Below are 13,067 nucleotides of genomic sequence, written 5' to 3'. Positions count from 1 at the left end.
GCCCTATCGTCACCATTTTTTGATTTGAAACATGATTTTCACTACAAGAGTGCTATCTAAGTAATAAGCTTACCTACTTTTGAGACAACCCCTTTTGGTATCGGTAAATTACGCAATTGGTGGTAGACTAGAGGTATACCCGCTAAGTTCCTATTCCCATTCATACAGGCTGAGGTGAGGTGACTTCGATGGACATTGCCATTATCGTTGAGGGTAAAAATGATAAAATCCGCTTAAGACGCGTGCTTTTAGACGATGTGCCGATATACTGCACCTTCGGAACTCCCGGCTCGGAGCAGCTTGAGAAGCTGCGCAAGCAAGCAGGGCATAAACAAGTATACATATTTACGGATAACGATTCATCCGGCAAACGGATACGCGGTATTCTGCGTGACATTTTTCCCGATGCCGACCACATTTACACACGTAAAGGCTATCCCGGCGTTGAGCATACACCAGAGGATTATTTAATTGAGCAATTAGAAAAAGCGGGCCTCGATGCGCATATTGTATATCCTGCGCAGAGTTCCGCTTCCGTATGGAGCAAAGATCAGTTTTAAAGCAGCTTGTTTAATTCATCTACAATTTTTTCCGCCGTCAAATCTTCGTCGCTGCCGTTTATCCATTTGCGTATTTGTCCGTCTTTATCGACGAGCGTAATGACATTAAAGTGGGTGTAGCTGCCATCCTCTTCATTTTTCATTACACCGACACCGAAATCTTTGGCAAGCTGCATGGTGGACGCTTCCTCACCGCGCAGAAAGCGCCAACCATTAAAATCAGCGAAGTGCCTCTTTGCAAAGTCGCGTATAACCTCCGGCGTATCCCGTACCGGATCAAAAGTAATCGAGATCAGCTCTGCTTTGCTGCCCAGCTTGCCTTCCGTCTCCAGCTGATCTTGAACTTGCGATAGCAGGAACGTCGTCGGAGGACATACGTCCGGACAATTAGCGAAGTAAAAATATACGATGCGAGCCTTCCCGTTCGTCGATTCCAGCGAAACCGGCTGTCCGTCAATGTCCGTTAATTCGAAGGACGGAGCAGCCTGCAGTACAGGGAGCGCCTGCTTCGGCTCAATAACGTTTGTTATAAGTAAATAAATGCCCATGGCTGCGCAAAGCGCCAGCACAGCAATCTTGAAGCTGTGTTTTTTTACAAATTCCACGTTGTTCTCTCCTTAAAACAAAAGCTTATGATCCCGTAGTATTCAAAATCATAACTAAGAATATAACCATCAAATAGTTAACAGAAATAAGAAAGTTTGTTTTCGCCCATTTCTCTGTATCTTGAGCCGCTGTGCCCCGCAATGTATGGACGAGCCAGACACCCCCGCCAATTACGGAAATGATTAAGAAATAGATCCCCACGTAACCATTCGTGTAAAACAGCACTCCTGTCGGCAGAAGCAGCAGCACATAAGGAATCATTTGAAGCTTCGTCCGTTTGATGCCCTTCACGACCGGCAGCAAAGGGAACCCTGCTGCGCGGTATTCCTCCACCCGGCGAATAGCAAGCGACCAAAAGTGAGCGGGCTGCCATAAGAACAGAAGCGCAAACAATATCCAGGCGCCTGCATCAATCTGTTCCGTCACTGCGCAATAGCCGATAACCGGAGGCATTGCACCTGATATGCCGCCAACCGATGTGCTCCAGGTTGAAGATCTTTTCAACCACATCGTATAGATAACGATATACACAAACCATCCAAGCAGCCCTAACCAGCCGGTTAATGGATGAACGAGCGTGAATAACACAGCCAGTCCTGCAATGCCTAAAGCAATGCCATACGCCAGAACCGTTCCAGGCGTCATGCGGCCGGTAGGCAATGCGCGGTCTTTCGTACGCTCCATCTTCAGGTCGAGTTCCCTATCCCAATAATTATTAATGACGGTTGCCGATGCTATCGTCAAGGTTGACCCGATAAGCATCCATATAAGTAACGGAATGTTAATGTCCCATTTTGAAGCAACCATAAAACCGCCAAGAGCAGCAAAAATATTCAGTCGAAGTAGCCGCGGTTTGGTCAATGCAATTAAGTCTTTCAGCACGAAGCGAGCCTCCCGAGTTATGCGACAAGACGCCTTACGCGTCTATCTTTCATTGATGAATCGTTTTTAATCATACCGAAAAAAGGATGCAATGACAACGTTCGACGCTTTTGTTCATCATTTTGCCACGTAAATTGTGACAAATCATTTTGTAACCATTTTGCTGGGCGTTCAATACTATAACAATGTAGTTTGATGCCTATACCATTCCGCGCATCAAACCGCCCTACAGTTTTGAAAGGGAGTGAAACATCAAGTCTATGGCAGTCATTAAAACAAACGCCGAGGACACAAAGATGCTAGCCCGCCTCATGCGAGCGGAAGCGGAGGGTGAAGGCGAGCTCGGGATGCTTATGGTTGGTAATGTCGGAGTGAACCGTGTACGCAGCAATTGTTTGGATTTCAAGAACATCCGCTCCATTCCGCAAATGGTAAATCAACGGCCTGGCGGCTTCGAGGCAACGATAAAAGGTTACTTTTATCAGAAAGCCCGCGAGAGCGAAATCCGCTTGGCAAAAAGAATCATTAACGGTGAGCGTCAACGCCCGGCTTCAAATGCACTTTGGTTTTTCCGTCCGTCAGGTAATTGCCCGGGTACTTGGTGGGACCAGTCCCACAGCGGCCGCTACAAGAAGCATTGCTTCTATGTTCCGACGCGTGGAGACTGTCCTAATGTTTATTAAACCTTTATTTTTATCGTGCGAAAGCGAGGATCATGAGCATGGCAAACGGTTATGGCAAAACTAAAGTAAGTCCTGCAAGCGTAAGTCCATATGGAAATGTAAGTCCATACGGGAATGTAAGTCCATACGGGAATGCAAGCCCATATGGAAATGTAGGTCAGACAGCTGTAAGCCCTTATCAAGACTATAGCCACGGTCTTGGTGCATACGGTCATAATCCGTACCATATGGGTGGACAAATGGGTGGACAAATGGGTGGACAAATGGGCGGACAAATAGGCGGACAAATGCCAACAACTCTTCCTGCCACAATGCCGACTTCTTTTCCAACTCAATTCCCAGGTACACTTCAAGCCCAAGCAACGCCGCCAGCTGTACCAAGCGGTTCTTTTGTAACACCGACAGGAGGCAATATCGTCACAATGCCGGCTGTAGAAGAGTCTTATATAGAAAACATATTGCGTCTAAACCGCGGCAAAATGGGGACCTTCTATATGACGTATGAAAACAACCGGGAGTGGAACGCCAAAATTTTCAAAGGTATCGTCGAGGCTGCCGGACGCGACCATATTATTATTAGCGACCCAACAACCGGTATGCGCTTCTTACTTTTGACCCTTAATCTGGATTACGTGACATTCGATGAGCCAATCGCTTACGAGTACCCTTTCCAAGGCAGCGTAGTGAGCTCGTCTACTCCGCTTGGCATGGCTACCCTCGGAACGGTTAGTTCGGGCCGTTAATCGAACACTCGTCTTTAAAATGGGCGGGTCTAAATGTCCAGATATGCATTTTTTCCGATCCGCCGACAATCCATTCCGATAAACGGAACCAAGGAGAACGCTCGCTGCAGCGTTCTTTTTTGATGCGCTCCGCATGCTCGGCAGTGACTGCATTCCATACTTCCACAAACAGATTCGGCTGATCTGTTCCTTCATATAAGTGGACATCATGAAGACCGGACAGCAATGTTTCCGTATAAGCGAGGTATTCCTGACGATACTCTTGTATGATTCGATATTCCGCAAAACAAATGTACATTTTTCCGTTACTCTCCTTTTGCTTTCCTTGATAAACTTCCCCGGCTCAGCCGATACTACATCTAATCATCTGATTTGGGAGGACTCGACATGGACTCAGGCACACATCTTGTCATGGGTATCGGGCTGGCCGGACTCGCGGCAGTCGATCCGGTAGTCGCGGCAAATCAATCGATTCAAACGGCTGTCCTGTTTGGTACGGTTGTAGGCTCGATGGCGCCGGATTTTGATGCACTGCTTCGACTAAAAGGAAATGCTTGCTATATCCGGAACCATAGGGGCTTATCGCACTCGCTGCCCGCTATCGCGATATGGACGGTTCTTATTACGGGTATTTTACAATTGTTTTACCAAGGCTCCCTTCCTTGGCTTCATATTGGAGGCTGGGTACTGCTTGCCGTTTGCCTTCATGTATTTACCGACTTATTCAATACCTACGGTACACAAGCGATGAGACCCTTTACGGAGAAATGGATATCATGGAACATTATCCATATCTTCGACCCGATTATTTTTACGGTTCATGTCTTAGCCATTTTACTGTGGGCAGGCGGCTTCGTAAATCCCGCATTTTTGTTTCCGCTTATGTATTTGTTCATCGCCATTTACTTTGTATGGCGAACCTTCGCTTCGCGAAGTACCGTTCGGAAAATGCCAACGCTTGACAAGAAATACAAGGATGGCGATACCTATATTGTTATTCCGACCATTTCGTTGACTATCTGGAATGTGGTAAAGCATACTAAGGACGGCGGCTTCGTCATTGGCAATCTGCGCAATGAACATTTAAGCTGGCTCGATAGCGTTCACTGTTCCGATCATCCCGCTGTTGAGAAATCCAAAAATGATCCGGCGATTAGTTCCTTCCTCTATTTCACAAGCTTTGCATGTGCCGATGTACGTGAGCATCAATGGGGGTATGAAGTCAGATGGTGCGACATCCGCTATCGCCATCGAAAGCAATATCCCTTTGTCGGCGTCCTGCTGATGAACAAGAAATATGAAACAATTGGTTCCTATGTAGGCTGGCTGAGCGATGAAAGACTGATGAAAAGACTGCGAATGGACACGTATTAATATTGACGGCTGAAAGTCCCTTGCTGCACAATAGAGGGGGCTTTCTTTTTTATGATAAAATGGATGAAAAGACAAGTAAAGAAGCCCAAGGCACGCCTTGGGCTTCGGATGTGTATGAAAAGCGATTAACGGGCGCCGCCAGAAAGCTGTTGTTCAGCAATTTGGACAAGCTTTTTCGTGATGTAACCACCTAGAGAGCCTGCATCACGTGTCGATACATTACCGTAATAGCCATCTTGAGGAATTTGCACGCCCAGTTGTTGTGCTGCCTCAAGTTTCATTTGTTGTAGAGCTTGACCTGCTTGTGGAACAACAAGTTGACCACTGCGATTATTTCTGTTTCCAGCCATAAGGTATTTCTCCTTTCGTCCTCTGCTCTTTGATGTGTATTGCAAGCTTGCAAAGTTATTATGTGCATGCGTCAGAAAACTATTCTTCATTCTAAAAAAATATGTTGAAGATTTGTAAAGGAGAGTCGACACCATGTCCAAACCGTTGTCTTTGTTTTTTTCCGTGCTGTCCATTATATTTATGAGCGCTATGGCAATCTCGATTAGCCACAATGCGTGGTTCGTATTACTGTTTGGCTTATTGACTTTATTTACCATCGGTGCAGGATTTATTGTTCGTGCACGTTTACGCCGCAAAAAACAACAAGGTTGACGCGAGGCGTCAGCCTTGTGTTTGGATTGGCACGTTAACCGCGTGGCGGCAAAAAACCCATTCGTTCTTTTACGTCAGCTAAAGTACGATCCGCGATGACCGAAGCACGTTCAGCGCCTTGCTTTAATATCTGATGGATTTCACCTGAACTGCGGATATCATTATATTTGGCCTGCAGCGGTTCAATGACAGAGACAACGTGCTCGGCAAGTTCTTTCTTGAATGGTCCATAGCCTTGGCCCTCATAACGAGCCTCAATCTCTTGGATTGTCATGTTTGCGCAATGCGCGTAAATACCGATCAAATTGCTAATCTCAGGCTTATTTGCCGGGTCATATTTCACTTCGCGTCCTGAATCCGTTGTTGCCCGGCTAATTTTTTTGCGAATGACATCAGGGGAATCAAGCAGTGCAATGTAGCTTCCGGCGTTCGGATTGCTTTTACTCATTTTTTTGCTAGCGTCGTCCAGTGACATTACGCGTGCGCCAACCTTTGGAATATAAGGCTCCGGAATTGTAAAGTAATTGCCAAACCTTGTATTGAAACGGTGCGCCAAATCGCGCGTCAGCTCCAAATGCTGCTTCTGGTCGTCGCCAACCGGCACGAGGTCAGCGTTGTAAATTAAAATGTCGGCAGCCATCAGCGTCGGATAAACGAACAAGCCGGCTCCAACGGATTCCTTGCCGGCCGCTTTATCTTTGAACTGCGTCATTCTTTCAAGCTCGCCCATATTGGCAAGCGTCGTAAACAACCAGCCAAGCTCGGCATGCGCACGGACATGGGATTGAACGAATATATTCGCCTTCACAGGATCAATGCCCGCCGCGATAAATAATGCCGCTACCGCCTCCGTTTGCTCACGGAGTGCTGCTGGATCCTGCGGCACTGAAACGGCATGCAAATCGACTACCATAAAGTAACATTCCTCAGTGTGCTGCAGCTTTACAAAATTTTGCATCGCTCCGATATAGTTTCCGAGTGTAAGCTGGCCGCTTGGCTGAATGCCGGATAGCACTTTCTTCATTGGACATCTACCCCTTTGTAATCAAATTAGACTTTAAAAAAACGCAAAAAATCCCCCGCCGCAAGGGACGAGGGACCGTGGTGCCACCCTAATTCGCTTATGGTGCGCCTGCTTGTTTCTAAGAGGCGGCTATACCGTAAGCCTTATTGCTCCGTAACGGAGAGCTTCCGTATAAACATCTTCAGCAGCAGCTGCCGGTTTCCGTTCATAGGCTCCGGGGCCCATTCAGCACCAAAGGCTTGCACCGGTTCGCAGCAACCACCGGCTCTCTGTACGCAATCCATTCGAGCTTACTTGTTCCCATCATCGCATTTAAAACGATTATACATGTGCAGGCTGTAATGTCAAGCTCTATAAAGTTGTCCTATTGTAAGCTTTTAAAGCATAAGCTATACTGAAGATCGTAATCTTTACTATAAGAAAGGATATGCAGCATGCAAAAATTCCTATTTCGCTTTGGCACTCCGCTGCTCGGTGTTGGATGCCTCATTATGCTTGCACTCATTGTCACTAACCGGGAGCTGCCCAATTCTTTGTTTAATGCGGCGAATTTGCAATCATTCAAAATTCTTTTTATTAGCATTATACTAGAAGCCTTTCCATTTATTCTGCTTGGCGTTTTGTTTTCCGCTCTATTGCAAGTATTTGTAACGGACGAGCTTATACGTAAATTCACACCGAAAAATCCAATTGCAGGCGTTCTATTCGGGGCATTGCTAGGGATACTGTTCCCGCTGTGCGAATGCGGGATGATCCCCGTGGTTCGCCGTCTCATTCGCAAAGGTATGCCCGCATACATTGGCATCGTTTACTTATTAGCAGGTCCAATCGTTAACCCAATCGTTTTTACGTCTACAATCACGGCCTTTCGTACGACGCCTGAAATGGCATACTCTCGCATGGGGCTAGCATTTGCGGTATCCGTCGTTATTGGCCTGCTGCTTTATAAGTTCATGCGCAGCAGTCCGCTTAAAGCTGCACCTGCATTACATATCGTGCATCATGGTCACAGCCATAGCCATGATCATAGCGCAAGCGGCACAGGTATGCGCGGCAGAGTCACATCCATATTGGCCCATGCTTCAGATGAATTTTTCGAAATGGGAAAATATTTAATTTTCGGTGCGTTCCTTACTGCCGTCATTCAAACGGTAATTGATCGCAGCACGCTTTCCGCCTTTGCTGACCAGCCAATATTCGCGTATTTGTTTATGATGGCCTTCGCCTTTATTTTATCGATCTGCTCAACTTCGGATGCTTTCATTGCGTCATCGTTCAGCGGCATGTTCGACTTTGGACCGCTGCTCGCCTTTCTTGTTTTCGGGCCAATGATCGATTTAAAAAACACGTTAATGCTGTTGACGACGTTCCGTGTTAAGTTTGTGCTTATACTGATTGCTTTAACGGCTGTGCTAACCTTTATCGGAGCTTGGATTACGGAGGTTCTCTTATGACACATCACCTTATACGAGCCGCAATATTAACCGGCTTTGCCATGTTTATCGTTTATTTAGACCGCACGGGTGAAATCATTCTATATATTGCACCACGAATGGAGCTGTACGTAAAGCTGTCTGCTATTGGGCTCTACGCTGCTGCCGTATATCAGGTATATGCGGCGCTCCAGAAACGAATGGGCAATCAAACGCCGGGCTGCGATTGCGAGCACGATCATGCTCCTTCACCGTCAATAATCAAAAATATTATCATTTACGGATTGTTTGTATTTCCATTGCTGCTCGGATTCCTTGTTCCAACCGGAACGCTGGGAAGTGCGCTCGCTTCAAAAAAAGGGGTTAGCCTATCGGGCAGCGCAGCCATAGAACGAACCGCGCCTCAAAGTCCGACGACACCTGCCGCGAACGAGAATAATACAAATCCGCCTGCTGTTGAACAACAGACTGATGACTCGCTTGATGCGCTGTTTCCTTCCGATGAATTTACAGAAGCACATGCAGCCTATGGCAAGAAGCTTTATAGCACTTCCCTTATAACAGTACCTGAGAAGCATTTTATTGAAACATTAACGACGCTCGACCTTTATCGAGAAGCATTTATTGGTAAGGAGATTGAAATAACAGGATTTGTTTACCGCGAGGAGGATATGGGCGAGGAACGTTTTGCAGTAAGCCGGTTTGCAATGAACTGCTGTTCCGCTGATGCGCTTCCATACGGACTGATGATTAATTGGCCTAAAGCAATGGATTATGTTGAAGATGAATGGGTGTCCGTGAGGGGGAAATTGACAACTTCTACCTACCTGGACAACGAAGTCATTACAATAGAAGCTGTAAAGCTGGAAAGAATCAACGCTCCTGAATCGCCTTATGTGTATCCTGACCTGGAATTTGGCTTATAGCTGTTTACTCGCATTTCTCAAAAAGAGCAATGGCTGGCCCTAACGGACAGCCATTGCTCTTTCCTTTATTGGTAATCCCGCAGCCCTTGCTGTTTAGAATAAAAGCGCGAGTTCCAGTTTGCCATATTATAATTCGATTCGAAGAGAATGCTTGCGGACCAAGTGTTTGCGTTCGAACGAACAGCGAAATCATACATGATTTCTCCATGCGTCCAATCACGTCTGTATTTAAGAGCTTCAATCGCCATTTGACGGAAAGCTTGCACCTGCTTCGATGTCAAGCCTTGGTCCTCGCTCTCAAACTTTCCATTCTTACTCTCGATTGGATGATGCCTTAGCCCGAACTTACCGATTGCATTATTACGAACGTGAATGAGTACAGTACCTGCAGTTGCATTTGTTAGCTCACCCTCGAGCTGGCGAAATACAAAATCAACTTGTCGTGCTAATGACACAGAATCCATTTCCATACATTTTATCCTCCTTTATTCTTAACTAGATTATGATTCCATCTAGGTCTCAACGCATATTATATAGTCCCTTTCTACCATTTTCAATATATTAAACAACATTTTTTCTAAAAATTCTCAATATTTCGACTTTATTTTCATGAAGGCCATTTATTTTTCACTATTTCACTCCGCACCTCTCTTACATTTTTAAATTTATTTCCTTTTATTCATAGTTCATATCATTCTTTCGAATCATATGAACAATTTACATCTATTAATTACTGTAAACTTATTAGATCTAAGTTACCGATAATGGTATCATTTTCTATATATTGTTACACCGAAAACGTTTTTAGTATTTTCCGAAAAACCGCTTGCGGCTACTACTTATCGTTGTTTTTTATATAAATCGACAATTATAGACCAAATTCGCAGCTGGTGCTATAATATGGATATTCTAAAAAAAGGAGCGCTTACATAATGATCCAATGGTACTATTCGTTATCTGTTCGCAATAAGCTGTTGATCGCCACCTATTTCAATTTAGCGCTATTTGCCATCGCAATGCTTTTAATTTTGACATTCTCAGGCGGTTCAGTGTTAGCAGGCATTATCGTCACCATTATTCTCGCCATAGCAGTTTTCCCAGTCGTATCTATTATTGGAAGGGCTATCAATCATTCGTTTGATGAAATGACGGGTGCAGCCTTCCGGATTTCTAAAGGCGATTTTACACAAAAAATGGATACATCCTCCTCTTCTGCATTAGGTGAGCTCGGACATGCTTTCAACAGTATGGTCGATAAGCTTCGCGACATTTTAACCGAAACATCTAACATTACCCGTCATGTAGCTGAAACGAGCCGTAATATTTTTGACAAAAACAACAATATAAAGACGGCTATGGAGCAGGTTGCTACTTCTGCGAATGAGCTTGCAACAGGTGCCAACGAAATTGCTGAAGACGTAACCGACATGAGCGAATCAATCAATGAAATTGAGCAGAAGGTTGCAGCGTATGCCAACTCAACCAAAGAAATGAACACTCGCTCAGAGCAGACGCTTCAGCTTGTTGACAAGGGGCGCCAAGCACTCGAGGTACAATCTGAAGGTATGCGCCGTAACGTAGAGGCAACCGCAAATGTTTCAGATACGATTGAAGAGCTTGCCCGCAAGGCTCAAGGCATATCCGCCATTACAAAAACAATTTCAGATTTAGCTGAGCAAACAAACTTGCTTTCCCTTAATGCATCCATTGAGGCTGCAAGAGCCGGTGAACACGGACGAGGCTTTGCCGTCGTTGCGCAGGAAGTTCGGAAACTGGCAGAGGAATCAACTTCTTCAACGAAGCAAGTGTTCCACTTGGTTCAAAGCATTGATGAGGGGATCAGGCAAGCCATTAGCAATATGAAGGTCAATGAAGAGGTAGTGAATATGCAAACGGAGCGTATTCGTGAATCTGAGCTCGTATTTACCGAAATTGTACAGAGCGTTCAATTTATTTCCGGGCAAATCTACGCCTTCTCTGAAGAAAGCGATGCGATGCTTGAGAGCGCCCGGAAAATTTCCGGAGCCATTCAAAATATTTCAGCGATCACACAGCAATCCGCTGCTGGAACTGAGCAAGTATCCGCATCGATGAACGAGCAAATTGCTTCTGTCCAAGGCGTCGTAGAAGAAACAGAGCGAATGCTGTCGATGGCTACCCAGCTTCAGCGCACGATTCAAGTGTTCAAAATGAAATAAAATAGAAAGAACCTTTTCCTCCGGTGAACTTGAACTCGGAAAGAAAAGGTTCTTTTTATATATCCATTATTACACTCGCTTCTCTGCTCTACATTCCTTACGGCGCTCTTCCCGCTCGCTCTCCTTCAGCCTCGGGCATGTGAAGCAATAATACCCGTCCTCCACAAGATAATACAAGCAGCATGCAAATTTCATCCGAACCTGCGTGTCCGGATTATCCATCGACTCTGTCATCCGGAATTTCACGTCCAGTGGATTTTTGTTACGCCCGAATCGTTGTCCATCGAGAGACTTCATCAGATGATAATTACGTGTCAGGAGCTTCTTCACTTGCTCACTCTCATCCGACTTCATTAAAAGTTCGTAGCTATATTCGAGCGATGTAGGAAGCTGGCTCCAGAGCATACCGATTTGAAGAGAGCCTACACGAGCAATAGATTCATAAATTGGGCGTACGGTATGTTCAAAATAATTGCCTAAGCATTCTTTCGTCCATTCAATGTTAGCACTCGGCTGCTCTGGTCCCTCAATCAGCTCAAAACGGTTCAACAGGAAGCTGCAGCGGTAATAAATTTGTTCATTATAAGCAGCAGTATAAATTTGAACAGTCAAATTGTTTAAGGACAAATCAAGAGACTTGTTCCATGCGGACAGCAAATGAATTAAACCGAGCATCGGCCCTCTAAACCAGTTGGCCATATAAACTTCACCGACCGATTGCTCTTTTCCTTTAACCATCGGCGTATACCGCTCCAAAAACCGTTTCATATTGCCTTCATCAAGTAAATCCGTTACTGCACAGTTATAGACGATATTTTCCCTGTCTTTTGCGGATAAATCATAGTTTTCCTCGAGCAGCCTCATTATCGCTTCATTCATTTCGTTGTCTATTCCTCTCACTCGTGTCCACGAACAATTATTATCAATTGCTCATATTATATATCGATTGATAATGATTATCAATGAGAAGAGACCATCGTAACGACCAGTTCGCCAAGCTTTTCAATTTGAACCGAAACAACATCGCCATCCCGCAAATAAACCCGCTGATCCTTTGGCTTTCCGACAACTACCCCTTCAGGCGTTCCCGTTAAAATGATATCCCCAGGCACAAGTGTCATGTGTTGTGAAATGTAACTGATAATTGATTTGCATGAAAAAATCATATCTGCCGTATTTGAACTTTGCTTCTGCTCGCCATTCACGCTGCAAGAAATGGACAGCTTGTCAGGATCGCCAACCTCATCTGCTGTTACGATATAAGGTCCCAGCGGCGCAAAGCCGTCGCAGGTTTTGCCAAGCATCCATTGTGAAGTACGACGCTGTAAATTACGGGCGGATAGATCATTAGCGCAGCAATAACCGAATACGTAATCCAGTGCAGCAGCTTCATCGACATTTTTTGCCGTTTTGCCCATTACGATTGCAAGCTCAGCTTCATAATCAACTTCATTGCTGGTATGCGGCAGCTGAATAGAATCGCCATGTGCGCTGAGCGCATTTGCAAATTTATTGAACAAAATAGGCGAGGTTGGGATATCTGACTTTGTCTCCTCTGCATGCTTTCGGTAATTTAGTCCAACGCAAATGATCTTTTGCGGGCTTGTTACGGCAGGCGCATAGATTATATCCAAATCATCAAGTACATAAGGGCGACCGCGCTTGTCAGCTGCAGCCGCAATGACTTTTTCGAGCGCAGCAAACCATTCGGCACCGCCATGAATCAACTCTTCCAAAGATACCGGAGCATTCAATTCCCATGCTTCTGATGCCGCGGCGACATCGATAATGCCCTCATCCACTTTTATGCCGAGCCGTACTTTGCCGTTTTGCTTAAACTGAAGCAGCTTCATTTATCGTTCTCTCCCTCGCATTAAAAATGTTATCCTAGTTCATCTTATGCCTCTCTGTTTTCCTTGTAAAGTGTATGAAAGCGATGTACATGGGTAAAATAGCGGCACAGCTCATTAACAAT

16 protein-coding genes and 1 other annotated feature are annotated in these 13,067 nt (G+C 45.3%); of the genes, 8 read left to right on the top strand and 8 right to left on the bottom strand.

From position 1 onward, the window contains the following. The first annotated feature begins 188 nt into the window (after positions 1-188). A complete protein-coding gene (locus tag DFP97_RS15040) occupies positions 189-560 on the top strand; it encodes a ribonuclease M5 (RefSeq protein WP_114380996.1) in 372 nt (123 codons plus the stop codon). On the opposite strand, the gene DFP97_RS15035 is transcribed toward DFP97_RS15040, so the two are convergent. Both DFP97_RS15035 and cyoE read right to left on the bottom strand, forming a co-directional pair. Beyond that, on the bottom strand, positions 557-1,165 hold the full coding sequence (locus tag DFP97_RS15035; RefSeq protein WP_114380995.1) for an SCO family protein: 609 nt from the start codon (positions 1,163-1,165) through the stop codon (positions 557-559). The genes DFP97_RS15040 and DFP97_RS15035 overlap by 4 nt on opposite strands. Before the next feature lie 25 nt (positions 1,166-1,190). After that, entirely contained in the window at positions 1,191-2,069 is an 879-nt protein-coding gene (gene cyoE / locus DFP97_RS15030; RefSeq protein ID WP_114380994.1) for a heme o synthase, read from the bottom strand. A 239-nt stretch (positions 2,070-2,308) separates the two neighbouring features. On the opposite strand from cyoE, the gene DFP97_RS15025 reads away from it, so the two are divergent. Then, positions 2,309-2,731, top strand: coding sequence for a cell wall hydrolase (locus tag DFP97_RS15025; protein ID WP_114380993.1), 423 nt, complete (start codon positions 2,309-2,311; stop codon positions 2,729-2,731). Positions 2,732-2,958: 227 nt separating this feature from the next. Continuing rightward, on the top strand, positions 2,959-3,474 hold the full coding sequence (gerQ, locus tag DFP97_RS15020; protein ID WP_114381024.1) for a spore coat protein GerQ: 516 nt from the start codon (positions 2,959-2,961) through the stop codon (positions 3,472-3,474). Here gerQ and DFP97_RS15015 read toward each other — a convergent pair. Beyond that, positions 3,458-3,772, bottom strand: a complete 315-nt coding sequence (locus DFP97_RS15015) for a hypothetical protein (RefSeq protein ID WP_114380992.1) — start codon at positions 3,770-3,772, stop codon at positions 3,458-3,460. The two genes, gerQ and DFP97_RS15015, sit on opposite strands and share 17 nt — an antisense overlap. An 89-nt stretch (positions 3,773-3,861) precedes the next feature. Between DFP97_RS15015 and DFP97_RS15010 the strand changes: the two genes are divergently transcribed. Continuing rightward, positions 3,862-4,848: a metal-dependent hydrolase gene (locus tag DFP97_RS15010; protein WP_114380991.1), complete on the top strand. Its 987-nt coding sequence runs from the start codon at positions 3,862-3,864 to the stop codon at positions 4,846-4,848. A 125-nt stretch (positions 4,849-4,973) separates the two neighbouring features. On the opposite strand, the gene DFP97_RS15005 is transcribed toward DFP97_RS15010, so the two are convergent. Further along, a complete protein-coding gene (locus tag DFP97_RS15005; protein WP_114380990.1) occupies positions 4,974-5,198 on the bottom strand; it encodes an alpha/beta-type small acid-soluble spore protein in 225 nt (74 codons plus the stop codon). Positions 5,199-5,331: 133 nt separating this feature from the next. On the opposite strand from DFP97_RS15005, the gene DFP97_RS15000 reads away from it, so the two are divergent. After that, on the top strand, positions 5,332-5,511 hold the full coding sequence (locus tag DFP97_RS15000; protein WP_114380989.1) for a DUF5325 family protein: 180 nt from the start codon (positions 5,332-5,334) through the stop codon (positions 5,509-5,511). Positions 5,512-5,545: 34 nt separating this feature from the next. Here DFP97_RS15000 and trpS read toward each other — a convergent pair whose 3' ends face one another. Then, a complete protein-coding gene (trpS, locus tag DFP97_RS14995) occupies positions 5,546-6,535 on the bottom strand; it encodes a tryptophan--tRNA ligase (RefSeq protein WP_114380988.1) in 990 nt (329 codons plus the stop codon). 60 nt (positions 6,536-6,595) lie between these two features. Then, positions 6,596-6,851: a binding site (T-box leader), on the bottom strand. Between the two features lie 118 nt (positions 6,852-6,969). Here trpS and DFP97_RS14990 point away from each other — a divergent pair. Together DFP97_RS14990 and DFP97_RS14985 are read left to right on the top strand one after the other, a co-directional pair. Next, positions 6,970-7,989: a permease gene (locus DFP97_RS14990; protein ID WP_114380987.1), complete on the top strand. Its 1,020-nt coding sequence runs from the start codon at positions 6,970-6,972 to the stop codon at positions 7,987-7,989. Continuing rightward, positions 7,986-8,894: a TIGR03943 family putative permease subunit gene (locus DFP97_RS14985; RefSeq protein WP_114380986.1), complete on the top strand. Its 909-nt coding sequence runs from the start codon at positions 7,986-7,988 to the stop codon at positions 8,892-8,894. The genes DFP97_RS14990 and DFP97_RS14985 overlap by 4 nt, the downstream gene beginning before the upstream one ends. A gap of 65 nt (positions 8,895-8,959) precedes the next feature. Here DFP97_RS14985 and DFP97_RS14980 read toward each other — a convergent pair whose 3' ends face one another. After that, positions 8,960-9,364 (bottom strand): O-methyltransferase, encoded by a 405-nt coding sequence (locus DFP97_RS14980; protein ID WP_114380985.1) that lies wholly within the window; start codon positions 9,362-9,364, stop codon positions 8,960-8,962. Positions 9,365-9,829: 465 nt separating this feature from the next. Between DFP97_RS14980 and DFP97_RS14975 the strand changes: the two genes are divergently transcribed. Further along, a complete protein-coding gene (locus DFP97_RS14975) occupies positions 9,830-11,092 on the top strand; it encodes a methyl-accepting chemotaxis protein (protein WP_425453529.1) in 1,263 nt (420 codons plus the stop codon). Between the two features lie 69 nt (positions 11,093-11,161). Here DFP97_RS14975 and DFP97_RS14970 read toward each other — a convergent pair whose 3' ends face one another. Beyond that, positions 11,162-11,971, bottom strand: a complete 810-nt coding sequence (locus DFP97_RS14970; RefSeq protein WP_114380983.1) for a hypothetical protein — start codon at positions 11,969-11,971, stop codon at positions 11,162-11,164. An 80-nt stretch (positions 11,972-12,051) separates the two neighbouring features. After that, on the bottom strand, positions 12,052-12,945 hold the full coding sequence (locus DFP97_RS14965; RefSeq protein WP_114380982.1) for a fumarylacetoacetate hydrolase family protein: 894 nt from the start codon (positions 12,943-12,945) through the stop codon (positions 12,052-12,054). Positions 12,946-13,067 lie beyond the last annotated feature (122 nt).

The organism is Paenibacillus prosopidis (genome assembly GCF_003337375.1).
Lineage (GTDB): Bacteria > Bacillota > Bacilli > Paenibacillales > Paenibacillaceae > Pristimantibacillus > Pristimantibacillus prosopidis.
The sequence above is the reverse complement of the archived record's forward strand: the minus strand, read 5'-3'. Positions and strand labels throughout refer to the sequence as shown.

What these genes read in the sequence shown, in the direction of transcription:
- DFP97_RS15040 (WP_114380996.1), top strand. Translation starts at nt 189, where the DNA reads ATGGACATTGCCATTATCGTTGAGGGTAAAAATGATAAAATCCGCTTA.
- DFP97_RS15025 (WP_114380993.1), top strand. Translation starts at nt 2,309, where the DNA reads ATGGCAGTCATTAAAACAAACGCCGAGGACACAAAGATGCTAGCCCGC.
- gerQ (WP_114381024.1), top strand. Translation starts at nt 2,959, where the DNA reads ATGGGTGGACAAATGGGTGGACAAATGGGTGGACAAATGGGCGGACAA.
- DFP97_RS15015 (WP_114380992.1), bottom strand. Translation starts at nt 3,772, where the DNA reads ATGTACATTTGTTTTGCGGAATATCGAATCATACAAGAGTATCGTCAG.
- DFP97_RS15010 (WP_114380991.1), top strand. Translation starts at nt 3,862, where the DNA reads ATGGACTCAGGCACACATCTTGTCATGGGTATCGGGCTGGCCGGACTC.
- DFP97_RS15005 (WP_114380990.1), bottom strand. Translation starts at nt 5,198, where the DNA reads ATGGCTGGAAACAGAAATAATCGCAGTGGTCAACTTGTTGTTCCACAA.
- DFP97_RS15000 (WP_114380989.1), top strand. Translation starts at nt 5,332, where the DNA reads ATGTCCAAACCGTTGTCTTTGTTTTTTTCCGTGCTGTCCATTATATTT.
- trpS (WP_114380988.1), bottom strand. Translation starts at nt 6,535, where the DNA reads ATGAAGAAAGTGCTATCCGGCATTCAGCCAAGCGGCCAGCTTACACTC.
- DFP97_RS14990 (WP_114380987.1), top strand. Translation starts at nt 6,970, where the DNA reads ATGCAAAAATTCCTATTTCGCTTTGGCACTCCGCTGCTCGGTGTTGGA.
- DFP97_RS14985 (WP_114380986.1), top strand. Translation starts at nt 7,986, where the DNA reads ATGACACATCACCTTATACGAGCCGCAATATTAACCGGCTTTGCCATG.
- DFP97_RS14980 (WP_114380985.1), bottom strand. Translation starts at nt 9,364, where the DNA reads ATGGAAATGGATTCTGTGTCATTAGCACGACAAGTTGATTTTGTATTT.
- DFP97_RS14970 (WP_114380983.1), bottom strand. Translation starts at nt 11,971, where the DNA reads ATGAATGAAGCGATAATGAGGCTGCTCGAGGAAAACTATGATTTATCC.
- DFP97_RS14965 (WP_114380982.1), bottom strand. Translation starts at nt 12,945, where the DNA reads ATGAAGCTGCTTCAGTTTAAGCAAAACGGCAAAGTACGGCTCGGCATA.